16 protein-coding genes, 1 rRNA gene and 1 riboswitch are annotated in these 18960 nt (G+C 70.6%); of the genes, 4 read left to right on the forward strand and 13 right to left on the reverse strand.

What is annotated here, in order from left to right; all coding sequences use genetic code 11:
• Positions 1-118: 118 nt before the first annotated feature.
• A complete protein-coding gene (locus K2224_RS21845; RefSeq protein WP_221908209.1) occupies positions 119-1561 on the forward strand; it encodes a substrate-binding and VWA domain-containing protein in 1443 nt (480 codons plus the stop codon).
• 53 nt (positions 1562-1614) lie between these two features.
• Here K2224_RS21845 and K2224_RS21850 read toward each other — a convergent pair whose 3' ends face one another.
• Positions 1615-3171: a glutamate--cysteine ligase gene (locus tag K2224_RS21850; protein WP_221908210.1), complete on the reverse strand. Its 1557-nt coding sequence runs from the start codon at positions 3169-3171 to the stop codon at positions 1615-1617.
• A gap of 561 nt (positions 3172-3732) precedes the next feature.
• Here K2224_RS21850 and K2224_RS21855 point away from each other — a divergent pair.
• Positions 3733-4317, forward strand: coding sequence for a hypothetical protein (locus K2224_RS21855; protein ID WP_221908211.1), 585 nt, complete (start codon positions 3733-3735; stop codon positions 4315-4317).
• Positions 4318-4664: 347 nt separating this feature from the next.
• Positions 4665-4871 carry a DUF5999 family protein gene (locus K2224_RS21860; protein WP_313904804.1) on the forward strand — a complete coding sequence of 69 codons (207 nt, stop codon included), beginning with the start codon at positions 4665-4667 and terminating at the stop codon, positions 4869-4871.
• Between the two features lie 90 nt (positions 4872-4961).
• Here K2224_RS21860 and gcvP read toward each other — a convergent pair whose 3' ends face one another.
• A complete protein-coding gene (gene gcvP, locus K2224_RS21865) occupies positions 4962-7847 on the reverse strand; it encodes an aminomethyl-transferring glycine dehydrogenase (protein ID WP_221908213.1) in 2886 nt (961 codons plus the stop codon).
• Positions 7848-8036: 189 nt separating this feature from the next.
• Positions 8037-8134: riboswitch (glycine riboswitch) on the reverse strand.
• A gap of 114 nt (positions 8135-8248) precedes the next feature.
• Here gcvP and K2224_RS21870 point away from each other — a divergent pair.
• On the forward strand, positions 8249-8632 hold the full coding sequence (locus K2224_RS21870) for a PRC-barrel domain-containing protein (protein ID WP_260692881.1): 384 nt from the start codon (positions 8249-8251) through the stop codon (positions 8630-8632).
• On the opposite strand, the gene K2224_RS21875 is transcribed toward K2224_RS21870, so the two are convergent.
• The 11 genes from K2224_RS21875 to rrf form a co-directional block, all read right to left on the reverse strand.
• The gene (locus K2224_RS21875; RefSeq protein ID WP_221908215.1) at positions 8542-9981 is read right to left on the reverse strand and encodes a DNA polymerase IV; all 1440 of its coding nucleotides are present in this window, start codon (positions 9979-9981) and stop codon (positions 8542-8544) included. The two genes, K2224_RS21870 and K2224_RS21875, sit on opposite strands and share 91 nt — an antisense overlap.
• A 66-nt stretch (positions 9982-10047) precedes the next feature.
• Positions 10048-10653 (reverse strand): MerR family transcriptional regulator, encoded by a 606-nt coding sequence (locus tag K2224_RS21880; RefSeq protein ID WP_221908216.1) that lies wholly within the window; start codon positions 10651-10653, stop codon positions 10048-10050.
• A 185-nt stretch (positions 10654-10838) separates the two neighbouring features.
• The gene (locus K2224_RS21885; protein ID WP_016571419.1) at positions 10839-11309 is read right to left on the reverse strand and encodes a bifunctional nuclease family protein; all 471 of its coding nucleotides are present in this window, start codon (positions 11307-11309) and stop codon (positions 10839-10841) included.
• A 53-nt stretch (positions 11310-11362) separates the two neighbouring features.
• Positions 11363-12112: a MerR family transcriptional regulator gene (locus K2224_RS21890; protein ID WP_221908217.1), complete on the reverse strand. Its 750-nt coding sequence runs from the start codon at positions 12110-12112 to the stop codon at positions 11363-11365.
• 16 nt (positions 12113-12128) lie between these two features.
• On the reverse strand, positions 12129-12977 hold the full coding sequence (locus K2224_RS21895; protein WP_260693492.1) for an FHA domain-containing protein: 849 nt from the start codon (positions 12975-12977) through the stop codon (positions 12129-12131).
• A 118-nt stretch (positions 12978-13095) separates the two neighbouring features.
• Positions 13096-14079, reverse strand: coding sequence for a DUF881 domain-containing protein (locus K2224_RS21900; protein WP_260692882.1), 984 nt, complete (start codon positions 14077-14079; stop codon positions 13096-13098).
• A 5-nt stretch (positions 14080-14084) separates the two neighbouring features.
• A complete protein-coding gene (locus K2224_RS21905; RefSeq protein ID WP_016578706.1) occupies positions 14085-14417 on the reverse strand; it encodes a small basic family protein in 333 nt (110 codons plus the stop codon).
• Positions 14414-15346, reverse strand: coding sequence for a DUF881 domain-containing protein (locus K2224_RS21910; protein WP_221908218.1), 933 nt, complete (start codon positions 15344-15346; stop codon positions 14414-14416). The genes K2224_RS21905 and K2224_RS21910 overlap by 4 nt, the downstream gene beginning before the upstream one ends.
• 77 nt (positions 15347-15423) lie before the next feature.
• Positions 15424-17919, reverse strand: coding sequence for a mannose-1-phosphate guanyltransferase (locus tag K2224_RS21915; RefSeq protein ID WP_221908219.1), 2496 nt, complete (start codon positions 17917-17919; stop codon positions 15424-15426).
• 116 nt (positions 17920-18035) lie between these two features.
• The gene (locus K2224_RS21920; protein ID WP_221908220.1) at positions 18036-18644 is read right to left on the reverse strand and encodes a CDP-alcohol phosphatidyltransferase family protein; all 609 of its coding nucleotides are present in this window, start codon (positions 18642-18644) and stop codon (positions 18036-18038) included.
• A 148-nt stretch (positions 18645-18792) separates the two neighbouring features.
• Positions 18793-18909 (reverse strand): 5S ribosomal RNA (rrf, locus tag K2224_RS21925).
• Positions 18910-18960: the final 51 nt, after the last annotated feature.

Genomic DNA, 18960 nt, shown 5'->3' on the forward strand with positions numbered 1-18960 from the left:
GAAGATCGCTCGCGACAGGCCGGGAACGGGCGCCCTCCTCGTGGCGCGTTCCCGTCCGCATCGATCCCGACGGAGGTCCGGGACTCCGAACCTCCGAGATCAGGAGGGGTGCTACCGCATGGGACGTCACAGCTTGCCCGACGACTCCGCACCACGGACCACGGGGTCCCCCCGCGCCCGCCGCCGGGCGCTCGTCCCGGCCACCGTCGTGGTGGTCGCCGCCGGCTCGGTCGTGGCGCTGCGCGGCGGACTCCCCTTCGGCACACCGTGCGACGGCGACTCCGTGCGGCTGAAAGTGGTCGCCTCGCCCGATATGGCGCCGGCGCTGAACGCGGTGGCGGAACGCGCCAGGGAGGACGGGGTCCGCACCGACGGCAAGTGCCTGGACGTCACGGTCAACGCGCAGCCCTCCTCCGAGGTCGCCGACTCGCTCGCGCAGCGGCCGGCCGACCCGGAGTTCCAGGTGTGGGTGCCGGATTCGGACCTGTGGGTGGACCGGGTCACCGACGAGCGGGGTTCCTCCTTGACCGCCGTGAGCACCCTCGCCTCCTCGCCGATCGCCCTGGGCGCGCTCCACCGTGCCGCCGAGACGCTCGGCTGGCCAGGGAGGAGGTACTCCTGGGGCACGCTGACCCGGGCCGCGACCACCGGCGGCGCCTTACGCCTGGGCGTCGCCGACCCGACCCGCAGCGCCACCGGGCTGCTCGCCCTGGCCCGTATCGTCGCCGCCGACCACAAGGAGGCCGGCAGCGACGACGAGGCCGCCGCCCGCACCGCCGCCACCGCCAAACTGCTCTACGAGCGGACAACCGAAGGCGACGCCCAGGCTCTGGCCACCCTGCCGCGCGACGACTCCGGCGCCGAACGCGGCAATCCGCGCCGCAACCAGGCCCTCTTCCTCTCCGAACAGGCCGCCTACGCCCACAACACCACAGAGGACGGCGGTCCGGCGCTGGACCTCTTCTACCCCACGGACGGCACCGCGCAGCTCACCTACCCGTACACCCTGGTCGACGAGGACTCCCTGACCGCCGACGAGAGCCGCGCCGCCAACCGCTTCATGACCCTGCTGGACGACACCCCCGGGCAGCGGACCCTGCGCGACCACGGCTTCCGGGCCGGCGACGGCCGCGCCGACGCGCGTCTGGCCGGCAAGGCCGGCACCCACCGCGACGAACTCTCCGCGGCCCTCGGCGCGCTGCCCCCCGTCCGGCGGGGCGCCACCGGCCTCTACGACACCACCCGGGCCGCCTACCGGCGGGCGTCCGCGACGTACCCGAGCGGGAGGTTCAACGCGCTGGTGATCGTCACCGACGGCGCCGACGCCGGTCCCGCCGGCATCGGCCTGGACGCGCTGGTCACCGCTCTGCAGCGGCTCACCGCCCCCGAGCGGCCGGTGCCGCTGATCGCGATCGGCATCGGCCCACGGACGGACCGGGCGGCGCTGGACCGCATCGTGGCCCCCACCGGCGGCTCCGCGCACCAGGTCGACGACCCGTCCCGGATCCACGAGGTGATCCTCAAGGCCATCATGGCGGCGGGCCGGCACGGTCCCCGGTAGGGCGGCATCGGGTCAGCCGGTGAACGGGGCCGTCGGCGGGCGCAGCGCGGCGGTCACGACACGGTGCCCCCGGCGGCGCTGCGCCGCTGCGCCGGGACGACGACCGCGCCGGCCGCCCACGGCTGCGGCCAGGTGTGCACCGGTTCCCCGGTGTGCATCAGCTCGCTGTAGCGGCGGGTCATCGCGGCCAGCGCGGCGTCCCGGGCCAGCCCCTGGCGTAGCGCGTGGTGGAAGGCCCCGGCCTGCCAGGAGGCCCCGTTGACCCGGCGTGCGCAGCGGGCCTCGATGATGCCCAGGTAGTGGTCGCGGTCGGCCGGTTCGACGCCCCAGGCGTCCAGTCCGGCGGCCGCCAGCGGCAGCAGTTCCTGCCGGACGAGGCGGACGGCGGGGAGCTCGGTGAGACCGCCGGCGCGGCCGGGCCGGGGCCAGCGGAGGGTCGCGTCGATGCCGTGGCGGCAGGCGGTGTCGAAGTTGGCGGCCGCGGCACTGAACGGGAGCCGGGTCCAGACGGGGCGGGGTTGTTCGGCCAGGGCGCGCACCAGGCCGTAGTAGAAGGCCGTGTTGGCCATGACGTCGGCGACGGTGGGGCCGGCCGGCAGGACGCGGTTCTCGACGCGAAGATGGGGAACGCCGTCGGCGACCGCGTAGACGGGGCGGTTCCAGCGGTAGATCGTGCCGTTGTGGAGCACCATTTCGGCGAGGTCGGGCACGCCGCCCTCATCGAGGACGCGCAGCGGGTCCTGCGGCCCGCACAGCGGCAGCAGCGGCGGGAAGAAGCGCAGGTTCTCCTCGAACAGGTCATAGGCGGAGTCCACCCAGCGCTCGCCGAACCAGGTGCGCGGGCGCACCCCCTGGGCCTGGAGTTCGGGTGCACGGGTGTCGGTGGCCTGCTGGAAGACCGGCGGCCGGGACTCGCGCCACAGTTCCCGGCCGAAGAAGAAGGGGGCGTTGGCGCCGACGGCTATCTGGACGGCGGCGATCGCCTGGGCCGCGTTCCAGACGGCGGCGAACCGGCCGGGCGTCACCTGGAGGTGCAGCTGGACGGAGGTGCAGGCGGCCTCGGGGGCGATCGACGGCGAGCGGGTGACCAGGTGCTCGACGCCCTGGATGTCGATGGCGAAGTCCTCGCCGCGGGCGGCCCGCATCTGCTCGTCGAGGAGGGCGTAGCGGTCGTTGGCGGAGAGGCTGGCGACGGTGAGGTCGTCGGCGTTCAGGGTGGGCAGGATGCCGATCATGACGATGCGGGCGGCGACTTCCCGGGCTTTTCTCTCCGCATAGCCGAGTCCGGTGCGCAGTTCCTCGGCGAGCTGGTCGAGAACACGCCCGGACAATCGGTGCGGGGTGATGTTGACCTCGAGATTGCACTGGGCGAGTTCGGTCTGGAAATCGCCGCTGGCGATCCTTTCGAGGACCTCGGAGTTCAGCATGCGGGGAAGGCCGTCGGCGCCCGCGAGATTGAGCTCGATCTCCAGACCCATGAGATTCTTGGGGCGATCGAAACGCTTCTCAGCCAGCAGCCGGTGCAATCCCTCCAGACAGTCGTACAGCTTTCTTCGATAACGCTCCCGGTCCGCCAGGTCGTTCCCGGCCGCGGCGACCTTCTCCCCCATCGGCGGGTCCCTCCTCAGGTGAACTGCTCGCGGGCACGGGCTGGTGGGCACCCGTCCCGGCACCCCGGGCGTACGGGCTACGGTCGATGATGCCCCGGCAGTCTGATCGATAACGCGTCGGGGGCATGCCGGTACCGTTACTCTCGGAGAGGAGGGCGCGCGGCATTTTCCGCGGGCATATCCAGTCGCCCGGCGCCGTCCGCTTTCCGCTCGTAAAAAACACCGACGGGTTCCGGCCGACCGTTTCACCGATAACTGGCGAGGTGACGCCTCCCAATTCCCGCACAAAGCGGCGAAAATCACCCCGGACAGCGGACCGGATTCCGCCTTGCCGGAAATCCGCAAGACAGGTAGCCGAAACACTCCCAGAACAACTGTCGTATAAACTTCGCTGACGAGGCAGAGATTTGGCGCCCCGCATGGCGGTGTTCCGCCGGTGCCCCGGCACTGCGTCCGACCCACCGGTCCGCAGCCCGGCCAGCCAGGCTCTGACCCGCCCGCAGACAGCGCCGTCCACACTGCCACGCTCCACCGTGTCTCCTGAGTGAGAGGCGACCCGCCATGCCGCTGCATGTTCCTCCCGCCCCCGCGCCCGCCCTGCGCGGCGTTCTCAGCGCCCTCGGCTCCCCCACCGCGGTCCGCGAGGCCCCGGCCGCCGCGCTCCGCACCCATCAGGGGCCGCTGAGTCCCGACCACCCGCTGCCCGTGCACGTCTGGGACGACGTCAGCCAGGCCGGTCCGCCGCGCACCCGCCTCCTCGGTTGGCGGTTCCTGATCCGCGGCGGCGAGCGCGCCGTGGCCGCCGCCGAGGCCCGGCTCACCGCCGACGGCTGGGCGTTCTCGCACTTCTGCGACGGCCCCTACGTCGCCGCGACGGAACGGGCCCTGCTGCAGGCCGAGTCGCTCGCCACGCCCTACCAGCCCCGGCTGCTGTCCGTCCCGGAGCTGTACATGCTGACCCTGTGGCTGCACCACGACCTCACCGCGGACGGCGCCGACGGCATGCCGGCCGACGGTGACCTCCTGGTGCCGCTGGCGCCGGCACCACCCGGGATCGCCTCCTATCTCCCGCAGCGGCTCGCCGACCTGCTGCCCCGCCTCACCTTGCGCCTGGGCCCGGCGCCGCTGCTCCGCGAGCCGGCCTGACCGCCCCGACCAGCGCCGACGCCGCTCCGGCCGGCCCGCACAAGAGGACGCCGGCCACCATGCGACCGCCCTGCAACCGTGCGCCCCATGGCCTCCCCGGCCGCGGGGCGCACGGCGCCGTCCGCCCCGTGCGCCGGTAGTGCGTCAACCCCCCGGGTCACACGCCGACTTGGGAGCAACCGCCCGCACGGGTGACACGTCCGTATCGAGTGTGCACCGCTGCTGCGAAATCCCTGCGGATTCCCGTCCGTAGGGCAAGACTGGGACCGACATGAAACGGGGGAACGGCCATGACCACTTCGTCGAGCCGTGCGACGTTCACCACTCCGCAGCGAAAGACAACTTCCATGTGCCTGCATCAACCACCCTGCCCCTCAGCCGACTCCACCGACCGGGAGGCCGCCCACCTGGTGGCGCACCATCCGGAGCAGGGCTGGAGCCTGCTGTGCAACGGCGTCCTGCTCTTCGAGGACACCGGTGAGCTGCTGCCGGACGGGCAGGTCATCGCCCCGCACCGGCCACTCGGCACGCCACGGGTGACCGCCGCGGCGTGATCCAGCGATCGCCCGGCACGTACACCAGGGCCCCCGGCGCATCGCCGAGGGCCCTTGATGTTGCCACCGGTCACCGGCGGCCGGCGGTGATCAGGCGTCGTACTCGTCCAGCGGCGGGCAGGAGCAGACGAGGTTGCGGTCGCCGAAGGCACCGTCGATGCGGCGCACCGGCGGCCAGTACTTCTCCGCGGCATTGACGCCGGCCGGGAAGACCGCCTCCTCGCGGCTGTACGGGTGGGTCCACTCGCCGCCGAGCGCGGCCGCGGTGTGCGGAGCGTTGCGCAGCGGGTTGTCGTCCTTCTCCCACTCTCCCGAGCCGACCTTGTCGATCTCGGCGCGGATGGCGATCATCGCGTCGCAGAAGCGGTCCAGCTCGGTGAGGTTCTCGCTCTCGGTCGGCTCGATCATCAGGGTGCCGGCCACGGGGAAGGACATCGTCGGCGCGTGGAAGCCGTAGTCGATGAGCCGCTTGGCGACGTCGTCGATGCTCACGCCCGTCGCCTTGGTCAGCGGCCGGACGTCGATGATGCACTCGTGGGCGACCAGCCCGCCGGGGCCGGTGTAGAGCACCGGGTAGTGCGGCTCCAGGCGCTTGGCGATGTAGTTCGCGCCGAGCACCGCGACCTGTGTGGCGCGCTTGAGACCCTCGCCGCCCATCAGGCGGACGTACGTCCACGAGATCGGCAGGATGCCGGCGGAGCCCCAGGGGGCGGCGGAGATCGGCCCGACACCGGTCTCCGGACCCGCCGTGGGCTGCAGCGGGTGGTTGGGAAGGTAGGGCGCCAGGTGGGCGCGGACGGCGACCGGGCCGACGCCGGGGCCGCCGCCGCCGTGCGGGATGCAGAACGTCTTGTGCAGGTTCAGGTGCGAGACGTCGCCGCCGAACTTCCCGGGCTCGGCCAGGCCGACCAGGGCGTTGAGGTTGGCGCCGTCCACGTAGACCTGGCCGCCGGCGTCGTGCACCGCCGCGCAGATCTGGGTGATGTGCTCCTCGAACACACCGTGGGTGGACGGGTAGGTGACCATCAGGACGGCCAGCTCGTCGCGGTGCTTCTCGATCTTGGCGTGCAGGTCGTCGGCGTCGACCTCGCCGTCCTCGCCGGTCTTGACGACGACGACCTTCATGCCCGCCATCACGGCGCTGGCGGCGTTGGTGCCGTGCGCCGACGACGGGATCAGGCAGACGGTGCGCTGTATGTCCCCGTTGGCGCGGTGGTAGGCGCGGACGGCGAGCAGACCGGCCAGTTCGCCCTGGGAACCGGCGTTGGGCTGGAGGGACACCTTGTCGTAGCCGGTGATCGCGGCGAGCCGCTCCTCCAGCTCCCGGATGAGCGTGAGGTAGCCCTGGGCCTGCTCGGCCGGGGCGAAGGGGTGCAGCTGGCCGAACTCGGGCCAGGTGACCGGCTCCATCTCGGTGGTGGCGTTCAGCTTCATCGTGCAGGAACCGAGCGGGATCATGCCGCGGTCCAGCGCGTAGTCCTTGTCGGCGAGGGTGCGCAGGTAGCGCAGCATCGCGGTCTCGGAGCGGTGCTGGCGGAAGACCGGGTGGGCGAGGTAGTCGTCGGTGCGCAGCAGCGACTGCGGGAGGGTGTCGGCGACGACCGCGTCCAGCGCCTCGATGTCGCCCCGGACGCCGAAGGCTTCCCAGACGCCGGCCAGCTGGGCCCGGCCGGTGGTCTCGTCGCAGGCGATGCCGACGAGGTCGGCGTCGACCTGGCGGAGGTTGATGCCGGCCTCGCGGGCGGCGGCGACGACCTCGGCGGCCCGGCCGGGCACCCGGGCGGTGAGGGTGTCGAAGTAGGCGTCGTGGACGATCTCGACGCCGCCGGCCTTCAGTCCCTCGGCGAGGATCGCGGCGTAGCGGTGGGTGCGCCGGGCGATGGTGCGCAGCCCCTCGGGGCCGTGGTAGACGGCGTACATGCCGGCCATGACGGCGAGCAGCACCTGCGCGGTGCAGATGTTGCTGGTGGCCTTCTCGCGGCGGATGTGCTGTTCGCGGGTCTGCAGCGCCAGGCGGTACGCCTTGTTGCCGTCGGCGTCGACGGACACACCGACCAGGCGGCCGGGCAGGCTGCGGGCGTACTGCTCGCGGACGGCCATGTAGCCGGCGTGCGGGCCGCCGAAGCCCATCGGGACGCCGAAGCGCTGGCTGGTGCCGACCGCGATGTCCGCGCCGAGCTCGCCGGGCGAGGTGAGCAGGGTCAGCGCCAGCAGGTCGGCGGCGACGGTGACGATCGCGCCCAGCTCGTGGGCCCGCTCGATGACGGCCCGCGGGTCGCGCACGGCACCGGAGGCGCCCGGGTACTGGAGCAGCACACCGAAGACGCCGCGCTCGGCGATCTCGTCCGGGATGCCGCCGGCGAGGTCGGCGACCACGACCTCCACACCGGTCGGCTCGGCGCGGGTCTCCAGGACGGCGACGGTCTGCGGCAGACAGTCGGCGTCGACCAGGAAGACGCCCTGCTTGACCTTGCCGACCCGGCGGGAGAGCGCCATCGCCTCGGCGGCGGCGGTGCCCTCGTCCAGAAGGGACGCACCGGAGGTGGGCAGTCCGGTCAGGTCGGCGACGACGGTCTGGAAGTTCAGCAGCGCCTCCAGGCGCCCCTGCGAGATCTCCGGCTGGTAGGGCGTGTAGGCCGTGTACCAGGACGGGTTCTCCATGACGTTGCGCAGGATCACCGGCGGGGTGAAGGTGCCGTGGTAGCCGAGCCCGATCATGGACGACAGGACCTGGTTGCGGTCGGCGAGCGCGCGCAGCTCCGCCAGGACCTCGGCCTCGGTGCGGCCCTGCGGCAGGCCCAGCGCCTCGGCGCTCTTGATCACGTCGGGGACGGCGGTGGCGGTGAGCTCGTCCAGCGATCCGAAGCCGACCTGCGCGAGCATCTTGGCCTGGGCCTCGTCGTCGGGGCCGATGTGCCGGTCCTCGAACGGAATGCCGCGCTCCAGCTCGGACAGCGCGATGCGGTGGGTGGTCATCTGCGGGGGCCTCCTGGTCAGTGCGACCTACGAGGGGCACCAAGGCGCTGGTGCCCGGACGGCCTCCCCCTCTGTCATCTCAACCTGAGAGCTTCACCGGCCCGCGACCGCGGTCCGGCTTTCACCGTCGGTGAGGAGGGGTTCCGGCATTGGTGCCTGTCCGTGGCCCGCCCTGCTTTCCAGAGTGACCTCGTCCATGCGGTACGTGTGCCTGAGAGATTCCGGGGAGGATTTGCTCCTTCGGCGCCCTGGTCGCGAACGACAAAGGACTCTCCCGCATGGGGTCGACGGCCATTTGCCAGCCTACCAGCGCACCGCCGGAACGATCCTTCGAGTGGCCGAGGCATGAAATGTGCCGTTTCGTAGTTGTCACAAGGCAGTTGCGACCAGTTGGAGGGACCGTGCAAGCCGATATCGATCCCCGGAGCCTCATCGGCCGCAAAGCGTTCGACCGGAACGGCACGAAGATAGGGACCGTCGACGAGGTCTACCTCGACGACGCGACGGGCGAACCGGAGTGGGCGGCCGTCCGCACCGGCCTGTTCAGCAGGGATGCGTTCGTCCCCCTGGAGCCGAGCAAGATGGTCGGCGACAGCCTGCACATCCCCTACGACCGCAAGCTGATCAAGGATGCCCCGGATTTCGGCGTCGGCCGGCATCTCTCCCCCGAGCAGGAGCTCCAGCTCTACCACCACTACCGCCTGGATATCTCCGCACCGGCCGCGGACTCCGACCCGCCCCCCGCTGACACGGACTTCGGACGGATCGCCGGCGCGGAGGACTGATCCGGCCCGCCCAGCAGCGTCAGCGGCTCGCCCGGCCGCAGCGCCGGATCGTCGACGGCGAAGGTCCGCACCCGCCCCGGTGCGGACCACGGCGTCTCGAACCGTACGGTCACCCGCCCCACACCGCTGCCCTGCACCCATCCGGCGCCGAACTCCTCATGGACCACGTCCAGCCCCGGATACCAGCGCCGCGGCAGCTCGACGGCGGCCTCCGGCTCCGCCGCCGTCCCCTCTTCCGGCTCCGCCGCCCCACCCGCCTCCTCCGTCTCCCGCTCCGTGGCCATCTGCGCGAAGAGATCCTCCTGTGTGAAGTCGGCCAGCCCGGTCACCCCCACGCCCAGGAGCCGGACCCCGCCCGTGGTGTCCACCGTCTCCAGCAGCCGCACGGCGGCCTCCCTGACGACGGCCGGGTCGTCGGTGGGCCCGCGCAACGTCTCGGACCGGGTCAGCGTCGAGAAGTCGTAGTTGCGCACCTTGATCACCACCGTGCGCCCGGACCGCCCGGCCGCCCGCAGCCGCTGGACACAGCGGTCGGCCAGCCTCAGCATCTCGATCCGCACCCGGGTCCGGTCGGTGAGGTCGACCTCGAAGGTGTCCTCCACCGACACCGACTTCGCGTCCCGCTCGGCCACCACCGGCCGCTCGTCCTGCCCCAGCGCCATCGCATACAGCCCGGTGCCGTGTGCTTTGCCCAGCAGCCGCACCAGCTCCGCCTCGCCGGCCTCCGCGGTCTCCGCGACGGTGTGGATCCCGGCCCGGCGCAGCGCCTCGGCCGTCGCCGGCCCGACCCCGGGCAGCGTCCGCACCGGCATCGGCCCCAGCAGCTCCCGCTCGGTGCCGGGCTCGATCACCGCCAGACCGTCCGGTTTCGCCGCCTCGGACGCGATCTTGGCGAGCATCTTGGCGCCGGCCAGCCCCACCGACCCCGTCAGCCCGGTGACTGCCCTGATGTCCCGCCGCAGCTGCTCCCCCACGGCCCGCGCCGCGGCCGTCTCCGCAAGCACCCCGCCCGCCTCCAGATCCACGAACGCCTCGTCCAGACTCAGCGGCTCCACGAGCGGCGAGAGCGCCCGCAGCAGCTCCATCACCGCATCACTCACTTGGCGGTACAGCGTGAACCGGGGACTGAGATAAGCGGCGTTGGGGCACAGCCGGCGCGCCTGCGCCGTCGGCATCGCCGAGCGCACCCCGAAGACCCGCGCCTCGTACGAGGCGGTGGCGACCACACCGCGCGGCCCGATCCCGCCGACGACCACGGGCTTCCCCCGCAGACTCGGCTTGGCCGCCTGCTCGGCGGCCGCGTAGAACGCATCCATGTCCAGATGCAGGATCGTCGGCGCACGTCTCACACCACTGATGCTGCCGCACACCACTGACAATCGACCCGATCCCGGGCCGGGAACCGCCGTCGGCCGTCAGCCGGCCCGGTTGCGCCGCCGCGCCAGTTCGTCGTGCGGGTTCTTCCCGATGAGCGTCTCGCCGGTGTCCACCCGCTCCCCGTGGAGCTGCGACAGCGCGCCCTCCACGTCCCGCCACACCACGCCGACGGCGATGCCGAAGACGCCCTGGCCGCCCTGGAGGAGGTCCACGACCTGGTCGGGCGAGGTGCACTCGTAGACCGTCGCGCCGTCGCTCATCAGCGTCATCCGCGTCAGATCGTCCAGGCCCCGCGCCCGCAGGTGCTGGACGGCGGCGCGGATGTTCTGCAACGACACCCCGGTGTCCAGCAGTCGTTTGACGATCTTCAGGACCACGACGTCCCGGAAACTGTAGAGCCGCTGGGTGCCGGACCCGTAGGCCGGCCGGATGCTGGGCTCCACGAGCCCCGTGCGTGCCCAGTAGTCCAGCTGTCGGTAGGTGATGCCCGCCGCCGCACAGGCGGTCGGTCCGCGGTAGCCGATGCTCTCCGGCTCGCGCTCCCCCGACATCGCAGCGGCCTGTACCGGGCTGCGGTTGGCCGCCGCGCCCCTGTGGAGCGGCAATGCCCCTTCCGCCGCCGTACCGTCGCCGGTGATTGCCACGCCGCCCTCCGTCCTCCACGTCCCGGACGGGACCTGCCATATCGACGGTATGCAGTCACCCGGGGTGCGTCAACGATCGCCGCGCTCGCCACGCCGAGTGATAATCACCCTACGAGTGGTTTCTCGTGACTTGTCACGGGGAAGGAATGGCAGGTTGGCCGGAAACAGGCGGGTCGCCTGGCCGATCACTGGTTGGTGCCGAAGTCCTCCGGCGAGATCTGGTCGAGGAACTCGCGGAACTTCTCCACCTCGTCCTCCTGCTCGTCCGGAATCGCGATCCCCGCGTCGTCCAGCACACCGTCGGTACCGAAGATCGGGGTCCCGGTGCGCAGCGCCAGCGCTATCGCGTCGGACGGCCGGGCGCTGACCTCGACGCCACTGGCGAAGACCAGCTCGGCGTAGAAGACCCCTTCGCGCAGATCCGTGATCCTGACCTGCGTCAACTCCTGCCCCACGGCCTCCAGCACGTCCTTGAAGAGGTCATGCGTCAGCGGCCTGGCGGGGACCATGCCCTGCTGGGCGAACGCGATGGCGGTGGCCTCGCCCGGCCCGATCCAAATGGGCAGGTAACGGTCGCCTCCCACCTCCCGCAGCAGCACGATCGGTTGGCTGGAAGGCATCTCCACCCGGACACCCACGACGTCGAGCTCGTTCACACAGCAACCCTAGGCCGTGCCCGGCCGGTTTGGGTAGTCGGGCACTCGTTTGGTCACGGCACTCGGACCCGCAGGGCGCTCTGCAGCAGCGCCGCGTGCAGCCGCACCGACAGCGTGGCCAGCTCCGTGGCGGTGGCCTCGGCATGGGCCCGGGTCTGTGGGTTGCGGTGCCGCCGAAGGGGTGCAACGACCTGTTCGACCAGCCCCGCCTCGCGCTCCGCGGCCGCCTTCACCGCCCGCAGGTGCCGCGGCTCCAGCCCGAAACCGCCGAGGTCCGCCACGAGTTTGGCGACGGCCACCGCTTCGATGTCGTATCCCCCGTCCTCGTGGGGGACGATGAGTCCGTACGACTCCCACTCGACGAGCGCCGCCTCGTCGACCTCGGCGGCGGCCAGCAGCTCCGCCCGTCCGATCCGGGACACCGTCGGGCGCTCGCCGTCCATCTCGGACACGCCCTCGACGAGGTCCCGCGACGGCGCCGCCGGGGCGGGCAGCGAAACCTGCTCGCCGCGCTCCAGGGCGTCGAGATGGTCCCTGATGACCTTCAGGGGAAGGTAGTGGTCCCGCTGCATCCGCAGCACGTTCGCCAGCCGCTCGACGTCCTCGGCGGTGAACTTGCGGTACCCGGAAGGCGTGCGCTGCGGCTCGATCAGCCCCTCGGCCTCCAGAAACCGGATCTTGGAGATGGTGACCTCGGGGAACTCCTCGCGCAGAACCCCGAGCACCGTGCCGATGCTCATCGGTTTGCGGTCCGAGGAGGTGGTGCCGGACGAGCCGGCACCACCTGTCGGTGTATGGCGCATATGCCTTCCCTGGCGGTCAGATGCCGACGCCTCGCTGGCTGGCGTAGAAGACCATCCGGTACTTGCCGATCTGTACCTCGTCGCCGTTGGAGAGGACGACGGAGTCGATCGGCTCGCGGTTGACGTAGGTGCCGTTCAGGCTGCCGACGTCGGTGACCGTGAAGCGGCCGTCCGCACCGCGGCGGAACTCCACGTGGCTACGGGAGACCGTCACGTCGTCGAGGAAGATGTCGCCCTGCGGGTGCCGGCCCGCCGTCGTCAGCTCGCCGTCCAGGAGGAAGCGGCTGCCGGCGTTCGGACCCCGGCGGACGACCAGCAGGGCCGAGCCCAGCGGAAGGGCGTCGACGGCCGCCTGGGCCTCCGGGGAGAGGGCCGGCGACAGGTTCTGCCCGGTGGCCTCCGCGTCGTACGCCTCGATCCCCGAGATGGAGATGGTCGAGGTCGTCTCGGAGGCCCGCTCGGGCTGGGCTCCCGCGCGCAGCGGCGCACCGCAGTTGGAGCAGAACCGGCTCGCCTCGGCGTTCCGGTGCCCACACCTCGTACAAACCGGCAAGGTCGACCCTCCACCCGTGTGTGCGGCTGATGGTTCCTGGGAACCTATGCGGCCGGCACCGGAGGGGTCAACAGAACCCGCGCCGTGCCCCCCGGACGGACCGCCGACCTCATCACGGAACAGCGGACGGTCACCGGCCGCGGCGTCCTCCTCCGGCCGGCGCGGCGCACGGTGCCGCGCGGAGCCGCCGTCGCCTTCCTTGCGCGCGCTCTTGCCGAACAGCTTTCCAAACAACTTCACGGGCGATTCCCCTTGTACGACACAGACCCGCCCGTGGGGCAGGACGAACCCTCGATGCACACATCGGCCGATCCGGACATCCTGTGAACGTCCGTGGCCTTCAGACAGTTTCCACCACACACCACACGCACGGTGCGTCGACCCCCCGCTACCTCATGCCCTCGCCGGGCCATCACCATACGCAGATGCCTCACTGGGATGACAACCGAGCGTAGTCAGGCCGCTTCGCCTGTCGCAAGGCATCCACGATGATCTTCTCTTCACGGGCCACAGACACCTTGGCCTGCTCCTTTTCCAGTGTCTGGACCACTCCGCCAGGGATGTTGAGCGCCGGCTCGAGGTCCTCCGGCTTCCCGATGACCTTGAAACGGTACGGCTGCGTGACGCGCTTGCCGTCGATCTGCACCCCGCCCCGGAGATCCGAGAGGGAGGTGCTCGCGACCACGCGCACGTCGTTCACCTGAATCGCCTCGGCTCCGGCCGCCCGCAGTTCCTGGATGGTGTCCAGCAGTTTGTCCGCCTCCACGGAGTGGTGCGGGTCGTCGATGGTCAGGTTGATGCCGGGGCCTTGCGCCGCGACGGTACCGGCCAGCACGCCCAGCTGCTGTTCCTTCTCCACGGTCTGCTTACGGGCCTCCTCGGCTTGGTCCGAGCTGTTCTCCAGCTCGGCCTTCTGTCCCTCCAGGCGCCGCTGCTCATCCGTCAACCGCTGGGAGCGGTTGTCCAGTTCGTCCAGGATGCGCACCAAGTCCTCTTGGCGTGCACCCCGCAGCGCACTGCTGTCACTTGTGGAACGTACCTGAATCGCGAGGCCGAGGCCGAGAATGAACAGGAGCAACGCGACGATCAGTTGAGCCCGGGTCAGTCGCGGCGGCCACAGACTGGCCCGGAGCCGCTGCCGACCCGTCATCGCGGCGGGCGCCGCCGGCTCCTCGTCCGCCGTCGCGCCCGAACCATCACCAACCGCCGGTTCGGACCGCTTCTGTCCCGCTTCCGGCTCCTCGTGCTCCGCTTCCGGGCCTGCGGCCCGCTGCTCCGCCCCGGGCCGGCGAGGCATCTCCGGAGGCATCGGCCGCCGCCCCGCGGGGTGGTCCGCACCGCCTTCCGGCGCCGGGCCGGGCTCCGCCCGCTCGTCCGGCGTGCGCTCCGGCTCCGGGGTCCCGTCCGCTCCCATCGGCCTCACGCCCGGAAGACGTGCCGGCGGATCGCGGCAGCGTTGGAGAAGATGCGGATACCGAGCACCACCACGACACCGGTGGAGAGTTGGGCGCCGACGCCCAGCTTGTCGCCGAGGAAGACGATCAGGGCGGCGACCACGACGTTCGACAGGAAGGAGACGACGAAGACCTTGTCGTCGAAGATGCCGTCCAACATCGCTCGCAGACCACCGAACACGGCGTCCAGCGCGGCGACGACAGCGATCGGCAAGTAGGGCTCGACCACCGTCGGCACCACGGGTCGGACGACGATTCCGACCACGACTCCCACGATGAGGCCCAGTACGGCGATCACGATGTGCCCTTCCCTGTGTCGGCGCCGTCCGCCTTCGCGGCACCGGCCTTCGGCTTTGCGGTACGTACGGTCAAACTGGGCGCGGGCGGCAGCGTGACCGAGCTCTCCACGGAAATCCTGGCGCGTACGCCGTAGTTCTCCTGCAACACGTGCAGATACTGGCCGTCGGGGCTGTCCTGGAACTCGGTGCTCAGCCTCTGCCCGTCTCCCACCGCCAGCACCGTGTAGGGCGGCACCAGTGGCTTGTTGTCGACCAGTATGGCGTCTCCCGCCGCTCTGATCGCCGAGAGCGACGTAAGCCGCTGCCCATTGACGGAGATGGCCTCCGCACCGGACTGCCACAGGCCGTTGACCACGCGCTGCATGTCACGGTCGCGCACCCGCCCGGTGTCCGAGAAGTCGCTGCTCTCGCGCGGACCTCCGGTGCCGGCCTCGGACCCCTTGGCGTCGTCCACGACGAGCTTCACGCCCGGCCCGGTCACCTGGGTCGAACCGGCCAGCAGCGCCAGCAGGTCGGCCTTGCCGTCACCGTGCTGCTTCAGTGCCTCGCGCTGCATCCGGTCCACCTCGTCCCGGGCCGCGTCCACCCGCTGCTGCTGGGTGTCGGCCTCGGCGGTGCCCTTCTGGATGCGGTTGATCAGCTCCTCGCGCTCCTTGGCCAGCGTGGGCGCGGAGACCCGTGCCTGCGCCGCCCCCACCGTCACCACCAGCGCCGCCAGCACCAGACCGGCCGCCAGACCCAACTTCGCCCGGAGCGTGCGCGGCAGACCGCCGACACCCGCCGCGGACTTCCGCGCGGCGGCCTCGGCGTACCCGTCGTCGAGGCTGTGGTCCATCACGTTGGTCAGCAGCGACATCGAAGCATCCGGGCGCGCGGCCGAGGGGTGGGGGCTGCTCCGAACGGGGCGCTGCTGCGACATGCCGCACATCGTCCCATGTCGGCGAAGCGGTCTCCCAATGGCCCCACCGGCGCGCCCGTCGAGCGGCACGCCGGTGGGGTCCTCGGTCAGCGTCCGGCGCTGTCCACCACGGCCGCCCACTCGTCCAGCAGCTGCTGGACGGAGGCATCGTCCGGGCCCTCCGCCCAGAGGTGGGTGACCGCCTCGGCCGGATCCGGCAGCACCAGCACCCAGCGCCCGTCGGCCTCCACGATCCGCACGCCGTCGGTGGTGTCCACGTCGCGGTCGCCGGCGGCCTCCACGACGTGCCGCATCACCAGGCCCTTGACCGCCCACGGCGTCGCCAGGTCCCGCCGCTGGACGTGCGCCCGCGGGATCCGCGCGTCGATCTGGCTGAGCGTGAGCTGAGTACGGGCCACCAGGCCGATCAGCCGGACGAACGCGGCCGCGCCGTCGAAGACGCTGCTGAACTCCGGGATGATGAAACCGCCCAGGCCGTCACCACCGAACACCGTGCCGTCCGACCGCCCCACCCGGGTCAGGTCGTCCGGAGACGTCGTCGTCCACTCGACCTGCGTGCCGTGGTACGCCGCCACCTGCTCGGCGATCCGGGTCGTGGTCACCGGCAGCGCCACCCGGCCGCTGCGCCGCTCGGCCGCGACGAGGTCCAGCATCACCAGCAGCGCCCGGTCGTCCTCGATGATCCGGCCGCGCTCGTCCACCAGGGAGAGCCGCTCGCCGACGGGGTCGAACCGCACGCCGAACGCGGCCCGGGCAGACGCCACCATCTCGCCGAGCCGGACCAGCCCGGCGCGCCGGGCGTCGGCGGTCTCGGTCGGCCGGGCCTCGTCCAGACCGGGGTTGATGGTCAGCGAGTCGACGCCGAGCCGGCCCAGGAGGCTGGGGAGTACCAGGCCGGCGCTGCCGTTCGAGGCATCCACGACGACCTTCAGACCGGAGTCGCTGATGCCGGTGGTGTCCACGGCCCGCAGCATCGCTCCCGTATAGGAGTCGAAGACGCTGGACGGGAAATGGAGGTCACCGATCTCGCCGGGAAAGGCCCGCCGGTACTCCTGCCGGGCATAGACCCGGTCGAGCTTGCGCTGACCGGCCTGCGAGAGGTCCGCACCGCGCTCGTCGAAGAACATGATGTCGACCGAGTCCGGCACCCCTGGCGTGGTCCGGACCATGATCCCGCCCGCGCTGCCCCGGGCGGTCTGCTGCCGGGCGACGGGCAGCGGTACGTTCTCCAGGTCGCGGACGTCGATGGCACTCGCCTGGAGCGCGGAGATCACCGCCCGCTTCAGGGCACGGGCACCGCGCGAGTGGTCGCGCGCCGTGGTGACCGTGGCCCCCTTCTTCAATGTGGTGGCATACGCGCCGGCGAGCCGCACGGCGAGTTCCGGAGTGATCTCGACGTTGAGGATCCCCGACACCCCGCGCGCCCCGAACAGGTGCGCCTGGCCCCGGGACTCCCAGATGACGGAGGTGTTGACGAACGCACCGGCCTCGATCGTCTTGAAGGGATAGACCCGCACATTGCCCTGGACGATCGACTCCTCGCCGATCAGGCACTCGTCGCCGATGACCGCACCGTCCTCGATCCGCGCCGCCCGCATGATGTCGGTGTTCTTGCCGATCACACAGCCGCGCAGATTGCTGTGCTGCCCGACGTAGACGTTGTCGTGCACCACCGCCCGATGCAGGAACGCACCGCTCTTGACGACGACGTTGGAGCCGACGACGGTGTGCTCACGGATCTCCACATCGGCCTCGACCTTGGCGTAGTCGCCGATGTACAACGGCCCGCGCAGCACCGCGTCCGGGTGCACCTCGGCGCCCTCGGCGACCCACACGCCCGGCGAGATCTCGAAGCCGTCGATTTCGACGTCGACCTTGCCTTCGAGCACATCGGCCTGGGCCTTGACATAGCTTTCGTGCGTGCCGACGTCCTCCCAGTAGCCCTCGGCGACATAGCCGTAGATGGGCTTGCCGTCCTTCATCAACTGCGGAAAGACGTCCCCGGACCAGTCGACCGGGACATCCGCCTCGACGTAGTCGAAGACCTCCGGCTCCATCACATAGATGCCGGTGTTCACGGTGTCCGAGAAGACCTGCCCCCAGGTGGGCTTCTCCAGAAAGCGCTCGACCCGGCCACCCTCGTCGACGATGGTGATCCCGAATTCCAACGGATTGGGCACCCTCGTCAGGCATACGGTGACGAGGGCACCCTTTTCCTTGTGGAAGCGGATGAGATCGGTGAGATCGAAGTCGGTGAGAGCGTCGCCCGAGATGACGAGGAAAGCATCGTCCCTGAGTGCCTCTTCGGCGTTCTTCACGCTCCCGGCGGTGCCGAGCGGCTTTTCCTCATTGGCATAGGTGAGCTCCATCCCCAGCTCTTCGCCGTCACCGAAATAGTTCCGGACGAGCGAGGCCAGGAATTGCACGGTCACGACGGTCTCGCTGAGACCATGCCTTTTCAACAGCCGCAGTACGTGCTCCATGATCGGCCGATTGGCCACCGGAAGCAGCGGCTTGGGCATGCTGGACGTCATGGGGCGAAGGCGTGTTCCTTCGCCGCCGGCCATCACAACGGCCTTCATGTCGGAAGCGTCCTCCTCGAAGAGACGACGGTCTTGCCGACTTCACTTGTCAAGGGCGCCCTTTTTCTCCCCCGTGCGGGCGCCGGGCCTTGGCATGATCTGCCCATTCGGCGAGCTCAGTCGGCCGTGGCGTCCGCCCTGATGATCCGGCGGACCTGGACCACGTAGAGGATCCCTGCCCACCAGTACAGCGCTGTACCCCACCCGGCGAACGCCCATCCGAAAATGGCAGCGAGTGTGTGAAGCCAGTCATGTCCGTCACTGAGCAACAGCAACGGGAAGGCGTACATCAAGTTGAACGTAGCCGCTTTGCCCAGGAAGTTCACCTGGGGAGGCCCGTATCCGTGACGTCCGAGGATGCCGACCGCGATCAGCAGCATCAGCTCACGGGCGAGCAGCGCCGCGGTGAGCCAGACCGGAAGGATCTCACGCCAGGTCAGACCGACGAGCGTGGAGAGGATGTAGAGGCGATCGGCGGCCGGGTCGAGGATCCGGCCCAGGCTGCTGATCTGGTTCCAGCGCCGGGCGAGCTTGCCGTCGAGGTAATCGCTGACCCCGCTCAATGCGAGGACGAGCAGCGCCCAGCCATCGGCGTTGGGGCCGTCGAACTTCGGCCAGAGGATCAGCCACAGGAACAGCGGCACACCGACCAGGCGCGCCATGCTCAGAATATTCGGGATGGTGAGGACGCGATCTGTCTGGATCCGCGTCTCCTGGACCTCCACGCGGAAGCCTCCTGTGGGAAAAATATGCCGATGATGCCTCCGACTTTACCTGGCCGGCCGGCCCTGCCGCGCCACGGGTCCCCGTACCGCAACGCAAGAAAGCCCCGCCAGGAACCAAGGTTCCCGACGGGGCTTTCTATTACGTTGAGTTCGGCGGCGTCCTACTCTCCCACAGGGTCCCCCCTGCAGTACCATCGGCGCTGAAAGGCTTAGCTTCCGGGTTCGGAATGTAACCGGGCGTTTCCCTAACGCTAAAACCACCGAAACACTATGAAACTCAGAACAACCGTTGGTCTGTTCGTGGCTTCAGAACCAA

It is taken from the genome of Streptomyces sp. BHT-5-2, from assembly GCF_019774615.1.
Classification (GTDB): Bacteria; Actinomycetota; Actinomycetes; order Streptomycetales; family Streptomycetaceae; genus Streptomyces.